The following is an 18,420-nucleotide window of genomic DNA, read 5'->3' as shown; positions in this document are numbered from 1 at the left end:
GAATTTCTTGACGACCATAGAGCGTTGGAACCACCTGATCCCATCCCGAACTCAGAAGTGAAACGATGCATCGCCGATGGTAGTGTGGGGTTTCCCCATGTGAGAGTAGGTCATCGTCAAGATTAAATTCCGAAACCCCAATTGCGAAAGCAGTTGGGGTTTTGTATTAGTAGAAGTTCCCGTTTTTTCTGGTCCGTTACCGTGGTAACGGGCTGGTCACAGAATTTCTTGACGACCATAGAGCGTTGGAACCACCTGATCCCATCCCGAACTCAGAAGTGAAACGATGCATCGCCGATGGTAGTGTGGGGTTTCCCCATGTGAGAGTAGGTCATCGTCAAGATTAAATTCCGAAACCCCTGTTTGCTAATGCAAACAGGGGTTTTGTCGTTTCAGGCTCACCAAAATCCAATCTTCAAACTACTCTGCGTGCCTTGCTACTTCGACGAGCCTGCCATTTGCGCCACCAGATGTAGACGCCAGTCCCGGACAACCCCGCAATCAGAACACCCAATACCGCGATCATTACTTGCCCGGTAAAACCGATGATCCGCCCCCCATGTATCGGCAACTGCAACCGATAAAACCGCTCTCCCAACGTTCCTTCTCCTGCGATCTCCTGCCCGAGTAATCGCCCGTCCGTACCGTGGAAAAACAACCAGGATTTACCATGGGCCTCGGTGTCATGCTGTCCAAACCCCGCACCGTAGAAGTTGTACTCCAAGCTGTAATACAACTCACCGATCGCTGCAGTCAGTCCCAACCTTTTTCCTTCCTGCTGTGCCCTTTCGTAGGCCTGTTGATAACTCAATCGAGTGATCCCCAGCTCATCGGCAGTCATTCGCCCTCGGGCCTCATACACGCTCGGCTCAATTGGAGACAACAGTGACACCACCGGTTTGAAGACCTGGCTCGGCAAGTTCATGGCCACGCTGCTGACGGCTATCGGCAGCAATAACAACCATAGCCACAAGCCCCCCGCCCGATGCAGATCGAAGTTGAGCCGATAGGCATGTCCGCCCTTGATCTTCCAGGCGCTCGACCACTTCTTCCAAAAGGGTTTACCCCGCGGCAACGTCAGCCAGAGGGCGATGAAGCAATCGATCACCCAGGCAATGGCCACCAATCCCATCAACAGCAACCCCCAGTTCCCGGGCAGCGTCAGGTTGTAGTGGAACTCGAGAATGAAAGGAATGAAGTTCTCACGCTGGAAACAGCACTCACCCCAGTAACGCTGGCCTTTTTGCTCGCGACTGACTGGGTCGAGGTAGAACACCTGATTACGCTCATCGAACGGTTTGCCCGTCGCCGGATCATTACGTGGTACCGCCGCCAGCAAGGCTGTGTGGCCTGCCTCATTCGGATACTCCATGTACCAGACCTGCAGCCTCGGATGTGCAGATTGCACCGCATCAACCAGCTCACCGGGCGCGAGACGCGACCCCTCTGTCGACGCCGCGTAAAACCCAGGGTTCAGCCACTCATCCAGCTCATGGTTGAACGCCAGAATGCTCCCGGTGATTCCCGCCAGCAACAGAAACACAGCCGTGGCCAACCCGATATACCGGTGCAGTAAAACCAGAAACGAACGCATGAAATTGTCCCCACGAATACGAAAAAGCCGGTCCCTGAATCTCAGGGACTGGCTTTTTTATGCACAAGACAAAGGCTTAGAACTGATAGCTGACCGTAGCGGCGACGTTCCGCTCTTCGCCCATGTAGCAGAAGTTCAGGCTGGCGCAGGAGGCCACATATGATTCGTTGGTCAGGTTGTTCGCATTCAGTCGTACATCGACGCCCTTCAAACCAACCTTGCCCAGGTCATAACCGATCGACGCGTCGAACAACGTGTAGGAAGGCACTTTCATGGTGTTCTCTGCATCAGCCCAGCTATAGCCGACGTAACGCACTCCGCCGCCCAATCGCAGGCCATCAAGCGCTGCGCTGTCGAACTTGTAGTCAGCCCACAGCGATGCCATGTATCGCGGCGCCTGCGTCGGAGAGTTGCCTTTGTTCTGGATCACGTCCGTCGGGGTACTCAGGGTGCTGACCATCGATTTCGAGTACTTGATGTCAGTGAAAGTGTAACTACCGAGCACTTTCAGGTTGTCGGTGAGCTGCATGTGCGCTTCAAGCTCCAAACCTTGGGAACGGACAGCACCTACAGCACGGTAGAAGTTTTCTTGCGGGAGTTTGGTGGCGAGGTTTTCCTGATCGATGCGGAACAGCGAGGCCGTGAACAGATTGTCGGTGCCGGGTGGCTGGTACTTCAGGCCTGCTTCCCACTGCGTGCCATCCGTTGGCGCCAGCGGATTACCGGCGCTGTCGGCATAGGAATTGGGGTTGAACGACTCCGAGTAGCTGATGTACGGCGCCAGGCCGTTATCGAACAGATACAGCGCGCCGACACGACCAGTCAGTTTGGTGCGTTTGTCGCTGATCTCGGTGCCGACCGGACGGCTCGCCTCGGCAATCCGGTTCTCCTCGGACGTCTCCACCCAGTCCTGCCGCAGACCCAGAGAGAAGCGCCACTTGTCCATCTCAATCAAGTCTTGCAGGTAAACCCCGGTCTGCTCCAGACGGCGCAGATAACTGGTCTCACCGTACATATCGATGGTGGCATTGCCGTACACCGGATTGAACGCATTGATCGGCGCCAGACCTCCGCTGGTCCAGTCGACCACGGTTTTGCGCCGCTGATAATCCGCCCCCATCAGCACCGTGTGTTTAGTCACGCCGGTGAAAAATTCGGCCTGCAGCATGTTGTCGACGATGAACGCGTGCAGTCGCTCGTCACCGCCGGTGTAGTAGCGATTCAGCTCGTTGCTGGTCGGCGACGTCCAGCCATAGGCGTACACCTGATCCATGTTCACTTTGGAGTCGAGGTAACGGAAATTCTGCCGCGCAGTGAAGACGTCGTTGAAGCGATGTTCGAATTGATAACCGAACGACTGCTGATCGCGGGAATAACCATCGACTCCCGGTTCGCCCTCGAAGAAGTGCGGCGAGATGCGGTTGCCGTTGCGCTGATGAATCGTGCCGTCGGCCGGCACGCCACCGTGATAGCCGCCATCCGGGTCATGCTGCAGATACGCCTGTAGGGTCAGCGAAGTGTCTTCGTTGAAATCGATGCTGACCGTCGGCGCGAGGGCGAAGCGTTTTTCCTTGTTGTGGTCGAATTGCGTGTCGGACTGATCCGTCAAACCGATCAGACGATAGGCGACGCGCTTGTCGTCATCGACCGGACCGCTGAAGTCAAAGCCGACACCACGCTGACCCTGAGTGCCAACGGTGGCCTGAACCTGGTGATAGGCCTCGTACAGCGGTTTCTTGCTGGTCAACGCCACCAGCCCGCCCGGTGAACTGCGGCCGTACAACACCGACGACGGGCCTTTGAGAATGTCCACTCGCTCGAGGAAATACGGATCGACCTGCATAGTGCTGTAGGTGCCGCTGTCGCCCATGGACTTGAGGCCGTCGAGGTAGATGTTATCCACCGAGCCATCGTTGAAGCCGCGCATCGCCACGTAGTCGTAACGGTGCGTGGCGCCATAGGGGTTGGTCAGCACGCCAGGGGCGTAGCGCATGGCCTGGGACACGGTTTGCGAGCCCTGATCGTCCATTTGCTCGCGGGTGACCACGGACACTGTTTGCGAAGTTTCCAGCAGCGCGGTACTGGTTTTGGTGGCGATCTGACTGTGCGTCGCGTTGTAGCCGTCCATGCTGCCCAGCGCGTTACCGAGGGCAAAACCTTTGATGTCGGTAGTCGGCAGGGCCAGCGCTTCGGTTTCAGCAACGGAGCGCAAGACGTAGCTGCTGCCGTCCTGGCTAACGGCTTCCAGACCCGAGCCGCCGAGCAGATGACTCAACGCCTGATCGGTCGAATACTCGCCCTGCACGCCGGGTGATTGTCGGCCTTGAGTCTGCTGCGGGGTCATCGACAAGGTGATGCCGGCCTGGCGCGCGAACTGATTCAGCGCCTCACCCAATGGGCCAGCGGCGATGTTGTAGCGGTGGCTGCTGACCTCACTGCCGCCCGCCGCGACACTCAAGTTTGGCAGCAGGCCGACGCCCAGTGCCGTGGAGAATAGCGCGGCCCGAACGGCGTGGCGCAGAAGGCTCGATTCGGTAGTGAAATTCAGAGGGTTCTTACAGGTAACACGCGCAGTCATTGTAGGTTTCCGTGGCAAGTCGCGAAGGCTGAATTGAAGTGCTTACTGACTAAGCCGGCCTTGCCACGAAAACCCGCCAAAAAAATTTCAGACGGCTCGTTCCAGCGTTACCCACCAGCGGGTGCGATAGCGCAATTGCACCGGCAGCGTCTGCGGCAAAATCGCCAGCAACTTGTCGGTGTCATCGAGACGGAACACGCCGGACAAGCGCAGATCCGCAACCTGCGGGGCGCAATTCAGGAAGCCCTGACGATAGCGACCAACCTCATTGAGGAAATCTCCCAGACGCATGTTGCGGGTCACGATAAGCCCGTCGATCCAGGCGCCGGCATCCATGTCCAGCGGCGGAGCGGGATGCGCAAGATGGTGATCGATCAAGTAACTCTGACCGGCAAGCACCTCAGTGGAAGCGCCATCGCTCGCCCGTGGCGAATGAATCGCGACGCGACCACTGGTGACGGTCAGCCGCGTGCAATCACCTTCCTGACGCAGGATGAAGCGCGCGTCGAACGGCTCATAGGTACCATGACGACTTTGCACCCGCAGCGGTCGATCAATCGTCGTACCTTCATCGGCGCCGCCACAGGTCACGATGATCTCGCCCCGAGTCAGTTTGATCAGCCGTTGTTGCGCCGTGTAATCGAGGTCCACGGCGCTGGCCGTGTTCAGTTCGATTCGCGTGCCGTCAGGCAACTGGAATCCGCGGCGCTCGCCGGTGGCGGTAGCGTAATCGGCGATCCATTGCTGCCAGGCAGACGTGTCTTTGGCCAGCCACGTGGCGGAGCCCATCAACAACGCACCGGACAGCAGCTTCAACGCCTGCCGACGACCGAGCCCATGCGCACTGTTTTCCAGTGTGTTGAATGCCACTTGCGCACCCGGAACGGAGCGCAGATTTTGGGTCAGCTCACTTTGTAACGACTGGACTCGTTGCCAGGCCAGTTCGTGATCGTGGTGCTCGGCGCGCCATTGTTCGCATTGGTGGCTCAAGCGCGAATTGCCATGATTGTTGCGCAGGCGCAGCAGCCAGTGGATCGCCTGTTTGACCACTTTCTGCTGTGGCTCGGCGCTTCGGGCGATTGACAGTTTATCCACCGGCATCAGCTTTCGTACCGCAGCACGTAGCAGTGATACAGCGCATCGGCGACGTAGCGTTCCACCGAGCGCAAGGACAGGCCCATCTGCTCGGCGATCTGCTTGTGGGTCAAGCCTTCGCACTGCGCCAGCAGAAACGCCTGACGCACTTTGGGCTTCAGCCCTTCGAGCATGCGGGCAATGCTTTCCAACAGTTCGATCACCAGGGCGCGGGCTTCGGCACTGGGTGTCTCGGCCTCGGGCAAGTGAGCGATGGTTTCCAGATACGCGCGTTCGATTTCTTCGCGTCGCCAATGGTCGATGACCAGGCCGCGAGCGATGGTGCGCAGAAACGCGCGAGGCGCGTTGAGTTCGAGACGTTCGGTGCGTTGCAGCAGGCGAACGAAGGTGTCCTGGGCCAGATCCGCCGCATCGGCCGCATTGCCCAGTCGCGCGCGCAACCAGCTGTTGAGCCAGCCGTGATGACGACTGTAAAGCGCCTGTACTGCAAACTCAGGTGAGGACATGAACGCGACAGCCCGAACGTCACAAATGATAATTAGTCGCATTGTCATCAAGGGTTACAGAATTTGCAACCGACGCTGCAAACCAGTCATCAAAAAATGACAGGCGAATGCTCTGGCACGCCGTTCGGCGGGAAGCTGGCAGAAATGCCGTCCATTTCCTACAAAACGCTAAGTTTTCTCCGAGTCGTGCCGACAGACTGGTGAGACATGCGTGCACCAAAGTAGAGCAGCCATCAGAACGCTGCCTGCGCTGTACATGGAATGTTGCATCCGGAACGCATCCCCACTTTTGGCATAAGAAGTCCCGTGAAATGAATCTCAAGTTCAGCCATAAAATCCTGTTGGCCGCCTCAGGCGTCGTGGTCCTGGCGTTCGCGCTGTTCACTTTGTACAACGACTATCTGCAGCGAAACACCATTCGCCAGAACCTCCAGTCCTCCGTCCAGCAGGCCGGCGACCTGACCGCCAGCAGTGTGCAGAACTGGATGAGCGGACGGATTCTGGTGCTGGAAAACCTCGCGCAGAACGTTGCTCATCAGGGCAAGAACGCCGACTTCCCGGGGCTGGTCGATCAACCGGCCTTCACCTCGAACTTCCAGTTCACCTACGTCGGCCAGGCCAATGGTGTGTTCACCCAGCGTCCTGACGCGAAGATGCCGGACGGCTACGACCCGCGTCAGCGTCCCTGGTACAAGCAGGCCGTGGCCGCTGACCAGACCATGCTGACTCCGCCATACATGGCCGCCGTCGGCGGTCTGGTGGTGACCATCGCCATGCCGGTGAAAAAGAACGGCGAGCTGCTCGGTGTGGTGGGCGGTGACCTGAGCCTGGAAACCCTGGTGAAGATCATCAACTCGGTGGACTTCGGTGGCCTCGGCCACGCGTTCCTGGTCAGCGGTGACGGTCAGGTGATCGTCAGCCCGGACAAAGACCAGGTGATGAAGAACCTCAAGGACATCTACCCGAACGCCGGTGTGCGCATCGAGAAGGGCAATCAGAACGTGGTGCTCAACGGCCAGGAGCGCATCCTGTCGTTCACCCCGGTCACCGGTCTGCCGAATGCCGAGTGGTACATCGGTCTGTCGATCGACCGCGACAAGGCCTACGCTGCGCTCAGCCAGTTCCGCACCTCGGCACTGATCGCGATGTTCGTCGCGGTGGGCGCGATTGCGGTATTCCTGAGCCTGTTGATCACCGTGCTGATGCGTCCGCTGATCACCATGGGCCGTGCGATGCAGGACATCGCCCAGGGTGAAGGTGACCTGACTCGCCGTCTGGTAGTGGAAAGCAAGGACGAGTTCGGCGAGCTGGGCAGTTCGTTCAACCAGTTCGTGGAGCGGATTCACGCGTCCATTTCCGAAGTGTCTTCCGCGACTCGTCATGTACACGACCTGTCGCAACGGGTGATGGCATCGTCCAACGCCTCGATCATCGGCTCCGACGAGCAGAGCGCACGCACCAACAGCGTGGCCGCCGCGATCAATCAATTGGGTGCCGCCACCCAGGAAATCGCCCGCAACGCCGCCGATGCTTCGCAACACGCCAGCGGCGCGAGCGAACAGGCCGATGACGGTCGTCAGGTGGTCGAGCAGACGATTCAGGCCATGACCGAGCTGTCGCAGAAGATCAGCCTGTCATGCACTCAGATCGAAACCCTGAATGCGAGCACCGACAACATCGGCCACATTCTCGATGTGATCAAAGGCATCTCCCAGCAGACCAACCTGCTGGCGCTCAACGCGGCCATCGAAGCGGCACGTGCCGGTGAAGCCGGTCGCGGTTTTGCGGTGGTGGCGGACGAGGTGCGTAACCTCGCTCACCGCACCCAGGAATCGGCGGAAGAGATCCACAAGATGATCACCTCGCTGCAGATCGGTTCCCGCGAAGCGGTGACCACCATGAACGCCAGTCAAGCGTCCAGCGAAGAGAGCGTTGAAGTGGCGAACCAGGCCGGTCTGCGTCTGGTCAGCGTGACCCAGCGTATCGGCGAAATCGACGGCATGAACCAATCGGTGGCAGCGGCTACCGAGGAGCAGACCGCCGTGGTGGAAACCCTCAACGTTGACGTCAACCAGATCAACCTGCTGAACCAACAGAGCGTGGCCAATCTCAATGAAACGTTGAAGGATTGCGATGCGTTGTCGCAACAGGCCAACCGTTTGAAACAGCTGGTCGACAGCTTCAAGATCTGATCGCTTGCGGTCAAAAACAGCCCGCTGCGGAGCGATCCACAGCGGGCTTTTTCAGGCCTTACACAAACAGCTTCAGCACATTGCCCATCGCATCATCGGCAAACCCCTGGACGAAATCCTTGAACCCCGGCAGCGCCTCGGGCCCACCGCTGGCCGGCTCGGCGATGATCGTCCAGGTCGCCCGCGACTTGCCCTCGCCCAACGACTCCACATTCATCGCCGCCCACAGGTTGGCCACGCCCAGGGTGTTATAGATCGTGGTCCAGGTCATGCTCAGCGCCTGGTCGTCCCGGGAGTTGAGTTGCTCGACCACCAGGTTGCCATCCTTGAAGAACTTCTTGCGCAGTGAAGACACGCCTTCGCCGGTCATCTCGATGTGCGACAGGGCTGGAATGAAACGGTCGAAGCCGTCGAATTTGCCGACCACCGACCATACCTGTTTGGCGTCCACCGGCACTTCCACCGAAGACACGACGTGGCAGCCGTGAGGGTTTTTGATCAGGGTGTCGGGTTGAAGATTGCTCATGGTGTTGCTCCTTGGTTGATGAGTCAGATGAAGTTGATTTCTTTCAGGTAATCGCAGCCGCGACGCAGCAGTGCCGGGGATTTTTCCGGGTAGTGCGCGCCCATCTGCTGCACGCCGGCCTGGGCGTTGGCGTGGCCGATCAGGGAGATGTCGCCGATGTCTTCCTCAAAGCCGTTGAGGTAGAAACCGAGTACGCCGAACAGCGCGTTGTCGGCATCGACCCGACCCAGTTGCCGTTGCCAGTCGGCGACGCTGACCAGCGAAAACTCGCTGCCGGTTTCGCGGAACGAAGCAACATAGGCATCCCAGCTCAGAGGCTCCGGGTTGTGCAGGTTGAACACCGCCCGTTCGGGCGAATAACGGCTGGCGTGGAAGGCGATGAAGCGGGCGAGAAAGTCCACCGGCATCAGGTCGAAATTCAGCGCGAAGGCCGGCACCTGACCGAGCTGGATCGAGCCCTTGAGCATCAGCATCAAGCGGTTCTTGTGCGGTTGGCAGACGCCGCTGAGGCTGTTGAAACTGATGTTGCCGGGCCGATACAGATTGACCCGCACCCCACGCTCCCGCGCCCGTTCGAGGATGCGTTCGCCGACCCATTTCGACAGGTTGTAGCCGTTGCGAATGTAGATCGGCGGCGTCGGTGCGGCGGGCAATTCCAGCACCCGGCCTGCGTCGTCGACGGTGCTGGAGGCCGACAGCGTCGAGACGAAATTGAACACCTTCTTGCTGCGCCCTTCGCACAGCCGCAGCAGTTCGAAAATCGGCTCGACGTTGTCCGCCGCCAGCGACTCGTAGTCGAGGACGTGATTGACGTTGGCGGCGTTGTGTACCAGCGCGCCGAACTCCCGATCCAGTCGTTCGAAATCGCTATCGGCCAGGCCCAGTTGCGGCCGGGTGATGTCGGCCGAATAGACCCGCACCCGGCGCAGGTCCAGATGTTCCAGCCGGTTCTCCCGCAACGAATGGGCAAAGCGCTGCGCCGCCGTTTGCCCGCCGCCCTCGCGCACCAGACACGCCACCTCGCTGGCGCCCCAACCCAACAACGCCTCGACGATGTGCACGCCGACAAAGCTGTTGGCGCCGGTGACGATCACCTTGTGCACATCGCCCATGCGGCTGATCGGCAACGGTTCGATGTCCAGCGCTCGCTCGGCGTCGGCCATCGCCTGGGCGCTGAGCACCGCGCTGTCATCGGTGCCGCGCACCAGCGTGGCGAGCTTGGTAATGGTCGGCAGTTCGATGAAGCGATTGATCGAAATACTGCGACCGAACTCCTCCCGCAGACGCAGGAGCATGCGCGACAGCAGAATCGAGTGACCGCCGAGATTGAAGAAGCTTTCGTCGGTGGAAATGTCACTGGTCGGCAGCTCCAGCAACTCGCCCCAGATTTCCAGCAGCAGCGCTTCGTCGGCGTTGGCTGGCAGGCATTTGGGGCCGCTGTCCTGCACGCTGACCGGCAGCTCCAGTAAGGCCTTGCGGTCGACCTTGCCGTTGGCGGCGAACGGCATGTTCGGCAACTCCGTCCACGCCACCGGTTGCATGTAGTCGGGCAAAAACTGCTGCGCGTGAGCTTTCAAAGACTCGCGCGCGGCATCCGATTGCGGTTGGGCGAGGAACGCCAGAATCCGCCGCTGACTGTCGATCACCACCGCAATCTGCCGATATAGCTGACTCTCGCGCAGGCACCGCTCGATCTCTTCCGGCTCGACCCGGAAGCCGCGGATTTTCACCTGATTGTCGCGACGTCCGCACAGCTCGATGCCATCCTCGCCCCACTTGGCCATGTCGCCGCTGCGGTAGGCACGCAGACGCTGGCCGTCCGGCAACTCCAGGTCCAGATAGCGTTCGGCGGTCTGCTGCGGATTGTTCAGGTAACCCAGGCACACGCCGGGGCCGACGATGAACAGCTCGCCCACGGTTTGCTCCGACACCGGTTGCAGATCGTCATCGAGGATCAGCACCTGACTGTTGGCGATCGGCCCGCCGAGGGTGCGATTGCTGTCGCCCGATTGCAGTTGCCGCGCGGTGATCAACACTGTGGCTTCGGTAGGGCCGTAGAGGTTGTGCAGCTTGCCCTGGCGCGTCAGTTGCTCGATCACGAACGGCTCGCAGACATCGCCGCCGGTCATGATCTGCCCGATGCTTTGCAGTTGCTCCAGCGGCAGGATGCTCAGCAGTGCTGGCGGCAGGAACGCGTGGGTCAGCTGTCGGCGACGGATCAACGCCACCAGTTGCAGCGGATCGCGGCGCTGGTTGTCGTCGGGCACTACCAGTTCCGCGCCTTTGAGCAGGGTCGGGAAGATGTCGATCAGCGACGAGTCAAAACTCAGCGACGAGAACTGCAGCACCCGGCTCTCGGCGTGCAACTGCACGTAATCGGCGTACCACGCCGTGAAATGCGCGAGGTTCGCCTGACTGAGCAGCACACCCTTCGGATGCCCGGTGGTGCCGGAGGTGTAGAGCGCCATGCACGGTGCATCGATCTCGGGCCGGCGAAGCATCAGCGGTAGCGCTGGATCGACTTCAGTGCGGTCGATGCGGCAGACATCCAGCACCGGCATCGAATCGCTCAGTGGATGTTCGCCATCGTGCAGCAACAACACCGCGCCGGCGTTTTCCAGGATGTATTGCTGGCGCTGAAGCGGATGGCTCGGCTCCAGCGGCAGGTACACTGCGCCGCTGCCGAGAACCGCCAGAATCGAAGCAAACAGCGCATCGCATTTCGGCAGACAAATCCCCACCACCCACGGCTGTGGTTGTGTCTCCAGCATTGCCAGCAAACGCTGTTGGATTGCACGGCTGTGATCATGCAGCTGGCGATAGCTGATCGACTGTTCGGCGAGGTGCAGCGCCGGGCGCTCTGCGTGCTCGATCAGACTCTGTTGCAGCCGCTCGATCACCGGGATTTGCGCTTGTTGCAACAAGGCCGGATTGGCCGTGGCATTGAGGCGATGGACGTAAGCCAGGCTGTCGAGAAATTGCAGGTTTTCAATCTGTTCGAAGTCTGGCGCACGGGCTGTCGCCGCGTGCTGGAAATACTCGGCGTCGCGGGAGAAGCGGCTGACCAGCAGCGCCACTTCGTCCACCACGAGCGCGAGTGTTCGCTGGCGCAGGACCTGACCGTTGCCGGACGGTTCGTCGGCGATAGGCACGCGGCTCAGCAGTGTCGAGTTGCAGAAGCAAAGCAGATCGAGCACCGGCAACCCACCGGCACCCGTTGCACCGATACCCAGACGCAAGGTCAGGTGCGGTGACGTGCCGTAATCCTGTGGCGCGAGACTGCCGTCATCGATCGCCAGATCCATCGACGGAGCAGTCTCTGTCAGCAATGAATGACCGTGTTGTTCGAGCTCCTGCGCCAGGTCGGTCAAGGCCTGGCTGCGGCCCCTCAGCAAAATGTCGAGACGTCTCATGTCAGCCTCCTTGTCAAACCAGGTAGTCGCGCAGGGCGTGCTGTACGCACGGTGTGTCGAGCAGCGAGCTGTTGTGGAAAAACCGCACGATGTTGCCCACCAGCGGGTGGTGGCGATTGATCGGGAAGGCCAGCCCGGCCATCTCGTCTTTCAGCGCACGGCGGGTTGCATCGTTGACTGGCAGGGCGTCGATCAGGCGCAGGTCGAAGGACTTCTGGATGTCGTTGGTCAGGTAATGGCCGATGAATACCGGCAGGATCTGCGCGATACATTCGCGATCCGCATCGCTCGCGGTGTGCCAGTAGATGCGCACCATCCGCGCCCAGAAACTCGAGTGCCGACCTTCGTCGAGCAAGTGATCGGCCATCAGGCCCTTGATCGACGGCTTGACCGTATCGTCCCGGGCGAACGCCGCGACATCGCCGGTCACGGTGTTCTCGGCGATGGCTACGCAAATCAGTTCCACGGCGCTGCGCAGGTGTTCCGGAGCCAGTTCGACGGCGGCGGGAATTGCCCGGCTCAGTTCGATTTCATTCGGTAGCTCGATCGGCTCGATGCCGGTCATGGCCACGGTCTGCTGCATGAAATCCATCGCCACCAGCGCGTGGTAATCCTCGTCCACCACCACGGTCATGGCGTCGTAGCGACAGGCGAACGGGAAGGGCACGGCGAAGCGGTTCTTGGCGATGCTGCGGGCGGTCTTGTCGACGATCTCGGTTTCGAAAATCACCACGTCGTTGATGAATTTGTACAGCGTCTGCACCAGGGCGAAATCACGCTGTTCGGGGCATTCGCGCAGGAAGGTTTCGCTGAGCACCAACGGCTGGCGACTGAGCGGATAGATCAGCCGCGCGTCATCCTCCAGCACGCGGCGCGGCCGGGTGCGAATGGTCGCGCGGCTTTCCCAGGCATCGGCGAAAGACTGGTAGTCGGCGGCGTTCATTGGGCCACCTCCGCAAGCGGTTCGCGCAGGCTTTGGCGCAGGCCGTCCCACAGGGCGATGCGGCTTTCCACGGCGGCGATGGCGCTGGCATAGACCTCGGCTTCGCGCTGCGGATCGCCGTCCACCAGTCGATCCAGCAGTTGTTCGGCGGCAGGGCCGTGGTCTTCGGAGTCGACCTCGATATGCCGCTCGAGGTAGTAACGGAAGGTCGGCGCCTGTTCGACGCCGATGCCCCAGGCATCGAGCATGCGCTGGAACATGATCGGGATGACGCTCTCGCGACCGTGCAGGAAGGCAGCGGCGACGCTGTGCCCTGGCGCATGCAGTGCCGTGTGCAAGGTGTCGCGGACGAATTGCGCGGCGGCCGGGTCGACCTCGACACTTTGCAGCGCGACGTCGTAGCTCACGCCTTCCTGTTGCAGCGCGACGAAACGCTCCACCGCCGAGGTGCTCGCACCGACTTCGCGCATCGCGTCCAGGTACAACTCGAAATGACTGTAATGCCCGTGTGACAACCGATCGTCCGACTCTTCGCCGAGCACGATTTCATTGATCAATCGTGCGGCATGGGGATCGCGTGGCGGCAGCCATGGCAGGCGGGTGCAGGTCAGTTCCTGTTGCAGGCGTTTGGTCAGCGACATGAAATCCCATACGGCAAATACATGGGATTCCATGAAACGCCGCAACACCGATAGCGAATCGATTTCGGAGAAAATCGGGTGAACGCTGAGTTCGGCTTTCTTTTGGGCGAGTTGTTCTTTAGTTGGCATGATGCGAGCCTCTGGCTTATAGGGATATAGGGACTGCTCAATCAATGACTAACAACGTTGGATATATATTCCAGGCGAGCGATAGCCTCATTTGTTTCGATGAAAGTTAAAGTTTCATTGAAAGGCCTGGTACGACCGCATACCGCTGAAGGCGGCTGCTAACCAGGTCATATTGCTGGACCTCGCCGGTCTGTCGGTTCGGTACAAAACCCGGCGTAGAAAAACTAATACATCGCAAAACAACTTAACAAGTATATTTTTAATTAATTTAAGTTTGCCATTTTTGAAGTATGAGTGAGGCTGATAAAACTTTTAAGTTGAGTTTTATTTGGGCGTAGTTGCTCCTTTCGGCGTTTAAAGGCCAAAATTGAATAACAAGAGTGAATGCCTCACTCGAAGCAACTTTCTAATGAAGTAATTGAAATGATCTGAGGGGATGAAGTTGGCCTGGTACTGCGGCGAATCTTCCTTTTCCCGTGACAAGGCTCCTTCCGTAGGTTCCTGTTGCGGAGACTGCTGCCTGGGCGGCGCGTCCCCGTTCTATTTTGGGTTGGCGATTCAAGGGTGCGCGTAAATCGGCGCCGCGGCTATCGTCGAAAATGACTTCCTTGCGGTGCAATTTCCAGGCTGTCCAAAGCAGGGGGGAGGTTAGAGCGAAGGCGCCGAAGTGCCACGGCAATTGAGCGTGACTGGCGTGGGGATTTGTAAGCGGGTTATTCGCCGGGTGAGCGGAAGCTCACCCGGAAGGGGGGAATCAGCGGGCAGTCTTGCGGTTTTGTGCGGCGGGGCTGGCGAGGTAACGGGTGATGACCTCGACACCGCGGTTAAGGTGCTGTTCCAGCAACGCCACTGCGAGTGGGGTGTCCCGTTGCTGCACGGCTTGCAGCAGGGCACGGTGATCGTCCTGGGAGATCTTGCCCAGGCCCATGGCCTCGAGGTTGAAGCGCAGGAAGCGTTCCTCTTCATTCAAACCGTCCTCGACCAGCCGCAGCAGACGGCCGTTCGGGGATTTGCAGTAAAGCGTCATGTGGAACAGGCGGTTGAGCCGGCCGATTTCGGTGTAGTCGTGCTCGGTTTCCAGCTCTTCGATGTAGCCGGCGGCGCGCTCGTGATCGGCGCTGGTCAGCAGCGGGATCGACTGACGCAGGGCTTCGGATTCCAGCAGGATGCGCAGCTCATAGGTTTCGGTCGCGTCACCCTGGATCAGCGGCGCTACCACGGCGCCTTTGTGGGCAACCACGCTCAACAGACCTTGGGCTTCCAGTTGACGCAAGGCTTCGCGCACCGGCATGCGGCTGACGCCGAACAGGTCCGCGAGATCCTGCTGGCGCACGGCGGTGCCGCACGGCAGGCGCCCGTCGAGAATCGCCGAGCGCAGGGTTTCCTCGATGACCGAGCGCGCCAGATGCGCGGGAATCGGCCCTTCGACTTTGATGCTGTGGAGTGGCTTGAGCTTCTGGGTCACAACTGCACACCCTGTTGACTGCGGAATTTGGATCCAAAGGACACTAGTGATTGCTCTACAGGTTGTCAAACCACGTAGAGGAACCCTGTTACCTCTAAAGTTTAGCGCGGTGGAGATGATCTCAGGATGCCATTGTTTTTTGCTGGACTAACCTTCACCATCAAACGCCATTTCTCCCTGCCCTGGATGCTTTGCATTGGCGGTACGTTTCGCGATCCCACGGATTGCGCGCTGGCTTGCCTGCGCGCTGCTGCTGGCCGGCATCATGCTGGGCGGCCTGCATGCCGATTGGGATTTTTCCGCGATCAGCCGCAAGGCCACGGCATTGTACGGACCGCTGGGCGCCGGGCAACAACGGATCGATGCCTGGCAGAATCTGTTGGCCACCCAGAAGCAGGTCAGCGAGATGGAAAAGCTCAAAGTGGTGAACCTGTTTTTCAACAAACAGATGCGCTACGTCGAGGACATCGACCTGTGGGGCCAGGTCGATTATTGGGAGACCCCCATCGAAGCCTTGTGGAAAGGTGCCGGCGATTGCGAAGACTACGCGATTGCCAAGTATTTCAGCCTGCGCCACCTGGGGGTTGCCAGTGACAAGTTGCGCATCACCTACGTCAAGGCCCTGCGCCAGAACCGCGCGCATATGGTCCTGACTTACTATTCCAGCCCTGACGCCATGCCACTGGTGCTCGACAGCCTGATCGACCCGATCAAGCCGGCGTCCGAGCGAACCGATTTGCTGCCGGTCTACTCTTTCAATGCCGAAGGTCTATACCTGCCGGGGGCGAAGGGCAACAAGAAGGTCGGCGACACCAAACGTCTGTCACGCTGGCAGGATGTGTTGAAGAAAATGCAGGCCGAAGGATTCCCGGTCGAGACGACTAACTAGGAGCACGCGCTCAGATGTCTTTGTTCAAACAGCTGTTGATCGCTATCTGTCTGTTCCTGGTGGTCGCCTTTACCGGCAGCTTCATGGTCAGTCTGGAGAGCTCGCGCACCCAGTACGTCAACCAGTTGCGCTCCCACGCCCAGGACGCCGCCACGGCACTGGCGCTGTCGCTGACACCGAATATCGACGACCCGGCGATGGTCGAGTTGCTGGTCAGCTCAATTTTCGACAGCGGTTATTACTCGAGCATCCGCGTGGTCGATCTGAAGACCGACCAGACTATCGTCGAGCGCAGTGGCATTCCCGCCGTCACCAACGTGCCGGACTGGTTCGTCAAACTGATCGGCCTGGAACCGGCCGGTGGCGATGCGCTGGTCAGCCGTGGCTGGGAGCAAGCGGCGCGGGTCGAGGTGGTCAGCCACCCGATGTTCGCGTTGGCCAAACTCTGGCAGAGCGCCTTGGGCAGTCTTGGTTGGTTGTTGGTCTGCGGCGCGGTGAGTGCGGTGTTGGGCGCGCTGTTGCTGCGTCGGCAACTGAGGCCGCTGGATTACATGGTCAAGCAATCCCACGCCATCGCCCGTCGCGAATTCCTCAGCCTGCCCGACTTGCCGCGCACGCCTGAACTGCGTCGCGTGGTGCTGGCCATGAACCAGATGGTCGAGAAGCTCAAGGCGTTGTTTCAGGAGCAGGCCGAACGCAGCGAAAAACTGCGCACCGAGTCCTATCAGGACAACCTCACCGGGCTGGCCAACCGGCGCTATTTCGAGATGCAACTGAACGCTCGCGTGAGCAACCCGGAACAGGCCAGCTCAGGTTACTTGCTGTTGCTTCGGGTCAAGGATCTGGCGGGTTTGAACCAGCGTCTCGGCGGTCAGCGCACCGATGAATTGTTGAAAGCGGTCGGTCAGCAACTCTCTCGCGAGTGCGCCAAATACCCGGAAACCCAGAACCTCGTAACCCGCATTCGAGGCGGCGAATTCGCCGTGCTGGCGCCGGGGCTGACCCGCGAAGAAGCGCTGCAACTGGCGCAGAACCTCGACAGCGCCCTGGGCAGCCTGCATGCGACGGGCGCCACCGACGTGCCTGCTGTGGCCTCCATCGGCCTGGCGCCGTTCGCCCACGGCGATTCTCCGCAAGCGGTACTCAGCCTCGGCGATCAGGCCTTGGCTCAGGCCGAAGGTCAGGGCGAACAGAACTGGGCGTGCCTCGACCAGAGCCTGGTGGCGGATGTCGGCGACGATCACCACGCCTGGCATCGCCTGCTCGATCAGGCGCTGAATCAGCGGCGTTTCGAGTTGTTCTTCCAGCCGGTGGTGGCAGCTCAGGACACGCAGCTGGTGCTGCATTACAAAGTGCTGTCGCGCCTGCTCGACGAACAGGGCCAGACCATTCCCGCCGGACGTTTCCTGCCATGGCTGGAGCGCTTTGGCTGGACCGCACGGCTGGACCGTTTGATGCTCGAGCGGGTGCTGGAGCAAATGGCCGGCCATGAAGAATCCCTGGCGCTGAACCTGTCTTCGGCGACCCTGGCCGATCCGCAGGCGCTGAACAAAGTCTTCGAGATTCTGCGCTCGCATTCCAATCTGGGGCCGCGCCTGACCCTGGAAATCGGCGAGGAACAATTGCCGGAGCAAGCGGTGCTGGAACAGTTGACCCGCCGCCTGCGCGAACTCGGTTTCTCCCTGAGCCTGCAGCGCTTCGGCGGGCGCTTCAGCATGATCGGCAACCTGGCGCGGCTAGGGCTGGCGTACCTGAAGATCGATGGCAGCTACATCCGCGCGATCGATCAGGAGAGCGACAAGCGCCTGTTCATCGAGGCGATCCAGCGGGCGGCGCACAGCATCGATCTGCCGCTGATTGCCGAACGGGTCGAGACGGAAGGGGAGTTGTCGGTGATTCGTGAGATGGGCTTGTACGGGGTTCAGGGGCAGCTCTTCGGCGAGCCGAAACCCTGGTGATGAATTGCCCGTTCCCACGCGCAGCGCGGGAACGGGCAAGACAAAAGAGATCAGATCAACCCGGTCTCTTCATCATCGATCAACTGACTCAACCCGCCCAACGCTTCCCGGGCCTGGGTCCGGTCCATCAACTTGGCCTGGGCCGCCGGCGGCAGGTCGGTGACGCGGATCACGCCTTTCTGGGTCAGGACCTGAATCAGGTCGTCGAGTACCCGAATCATCTCCAGGTCGCTCTGCTTGAGCTGCTTGAGGCTGTTTTCCACCGCCGCGTTGGCAAACCAGGCCTGGATTTCATGGTGGTCGGCGGGCAGCGTTTCCGTGGCCTCGGCCCAGGCCGCAGCTTCCACGCGAACCAACTGACCCTGTGCATCGCGTTGCACGTAAAACATTGAGCATCCCTCGGAAATGGACCAGCGTCATGCTGTCAGCAGCATAGCCAACTGCACGGGAGTATGCGGTGCGGCGACGCAATCGTCACCGGGAAGAAAGAC

13 protein-coding genes and 2 rRNA genes are annotated in these 18,420 nt (G+C 60.0%); 5 read left to right on the top strand and 10 right to left on the bottom strand.

All coding sequences use genetic code 11. From position 1 onward, the window contains the following. Positions 1–6: 6 nt before the first annotated feature. Positions 7–122, top strand: a 5S ribosomal RNA gene (rrf, locus tag CAF87_RS24445). A gap of 105 nt (positions 123–227) precedes the next feature. Continuing rightward, a 5S ribosomal RNA gene (gene rrf / locus CAF87_RS24440) occupies positions 228–343 on the top strand. Positions 344–415: 72 nt separating this feature from the next. On the opposite strand, the gene CAF87_RS24435 is transcribed toward rrf (CAF87_RS24440), so the two are convergent. The 4 genes from CAF87_RS24435 to CAF87_RS24420 form a co-directional block, all read right to left on the bottom strand. Further along, the gene (locus tag CAF87_RS24435) at positions 416–1,594 is read right to left on the bottom strand and encodes a PepSY domain-containing protein (protein ID WP_085733445.1); all 1,179 of its coding nucleotides are present in this window, start codon (positions 1,592–1,594) and stop codon (positions 416–418) included. 76 nt (positions 1,595–1,670) lie between these two features. Continuing rightward, the gene (locus CAF87_RS24430) at positions 1,671–4,172 is read right to left on the bottom strand and encodes a TonB-dependent siderophore receptor (RefSeq protein WP_085733444.1); all 2,502 of its coding nucleotides are present in this window, start codon (positions 4,170–4,172) and stop codon (positions 1,671–1,673) included. Positions 4,173–4,259: 87 nt separating this feature from the next. Beyond that, a complete protein-coding gene (locus CAF87_RS24425) occupies positions 4,260–5,273 on the bottom strand; it encodes a FecR domain-containing protein (protein ID WP_085733443.1) in 1,014 nt (337 codons plus the stop codon). Further along, positions 5,273–5,773, bottom strand: a complete 501-nt coding sequence (locus CAF87_RS24420; protein ID WP_085733442.1) for a sigma-70 family RNA polymerase sigma factor — start codon at positions 5,771–5,773, stop codon at positions 5,273–5,275. The genes CAF87_RS24425 and CAF87_RS24420 overlap by 1 nt, the downstream gene beginning before the upstream one ends. Before the next feature lie 311 nt (positions 5,774–6,084). Between CAF87_RS24420 and CAF87_RS24415 the strand changes: the two genes are divergently transcribed. Next, positions 6,085–7,965 carry a methyl-accepting chemotaxis protein gene (locus CAF87_RS24415; RefSeq protein WP_085733441.1) on the top strand — a complete coding sequence of 627 codons (1,881 nt, stop codon included), beginning with the start codon at positions 6,085–6,087 and terminating at the stop codon, positions 7,963–7,965. Between the two features lie 58 nt (positions 7,966–8,023). On the opposite strand, the gene CAF87_RS24410 is transcribed toward CAF87_RS24415, so the two are convergent. The 5 genes from CAF87_RS24410 to CAF87_RS24390 all read right to left on the bottom strand — a co-directional run bounded on the left by CAF87_RS24410 (position 8,024) and on the right by CAF87_RS24390 (position 15,082). Further along, the gene (locus CAF87_RS24410; RefSeq protein ID WP_085733440.1) at positions 8,024–8,491 is read right to left on the bottom strand and encodes an SRPBCC family protein; all 468 of its coding nucleotides are present in this window, start codon (positions 8,489–8,491) and stop codon (positions 8,024–8,026) included. A gap of 23 nt (positions 8,492–8,514) precedes the next feature. Next, positions 8,515–11,904 carry an amino acid adenylation domain-containing protein gene (locus CAF87_RS24405; protein WP_085733439.1) on the bottom strand — a complete coding sequence of 1,130 codons (3,390 nt, stop codon included), beginning with the start codon at positions 11,902–11,904 and terminating at the stop codon, positions 8,515–8,517. Between the two features lie 13 nt (positions 11,905–11,917). Next, positions 11,918–12,847 carry a diiron oxygenase gene (locus CAF87_RS24400; RefSeq protein ID WP_085733438.1) on the bottom strand — a complete coding sequence of 310 codons (930 nt, stop codon included), beginning with the start codon at positions 12,845–12,847 and terminating at the stop codon, positions 11,918–11,920. Next, complete coding sequence (locus CAF87_RS24395) at positions 12,844–13,617, bottom strand: DUF3050 domain-containing protein (protein WP_085733437.1); 774 nt, start codon at positions 13,615–13,617, stop codon at positions 12,844–12,846. The genes CAF87_RS24400 and CAF87_RS24395 overlap by 4 nt, the downstream gene beginning before the upstream one ends. Positions 13,618–14,371: 754 nt before the next feature. Then, a complete protein-coding gene (locus CAF87_RS24390; protein WP_085733436.1) occupies positions 14,372–15,082 on the bottom strand; it encodes a GntR family transcriptional regulator in 711 nt (236 codons plus the stop codon). A gap of 196 nt (positions 15,083–15,278) precedes the next feature. On the opposite strand from CAF87_RS24390, the gene lapG reads away from it, so the two are divergent. Together lapG and lapD are read left to right on the top strand one after the other, a co-directional pair. Then, positions 15,279–15,971, top strand: a complete 693-nt coding sequence (lapG, locus tag CAF87_RS24385) for a cysteine protease LapG (RefSeq protein WP_085733435.1) — start codon at positions 15,279–15,281, stop codon at positions 15,969–15,971. Positions 15,972–15,985: 14 nt separating this feature from the next. After that, on the top strand, positions 15,986–17,929 hold the full coding sequence (gene lapD, locus CAF87_RS24380; protein WP_085733434.1) for a cyclic di-GMP receptor LapD: 1,944 nt from the start codon (positions 15,986–15,988) through the stop codon (positions 17,927–17,929). Positions 17,930–17,979: 50 nt separating this feature from the next. Here lapD and CAF87_RS24375 read toward each other — a convergent pair whose 3' ends face one another. Beyond that, complete coding sequence (locus CAF87_RS24375; RefSeq protein ID WP_085712603.1) at positions 17,980–18,318, bottom strand: tryptophan synthase subunit beta; 339 nt, start codon at positions 18,316–18,318, stop codon at positions 17,980–17,982. Positions 18,319–18,420: the final 102 nt, after the last annotated feature.

The organism is Pseudomonas sp. R38(2017) (genome assembly GCF_002112395.1).
Taxonomy (GTDB): Bacteria; Pseudomonadota; Gammaproteobacteria; order Pseudomonadales; family Pseudomonadaceae; genus Aquipseudomonas.
Note: the sequence above shows the minus strand (reverse complement) of the source record. Positions and strands in the feature narration are given on the sequence as shown.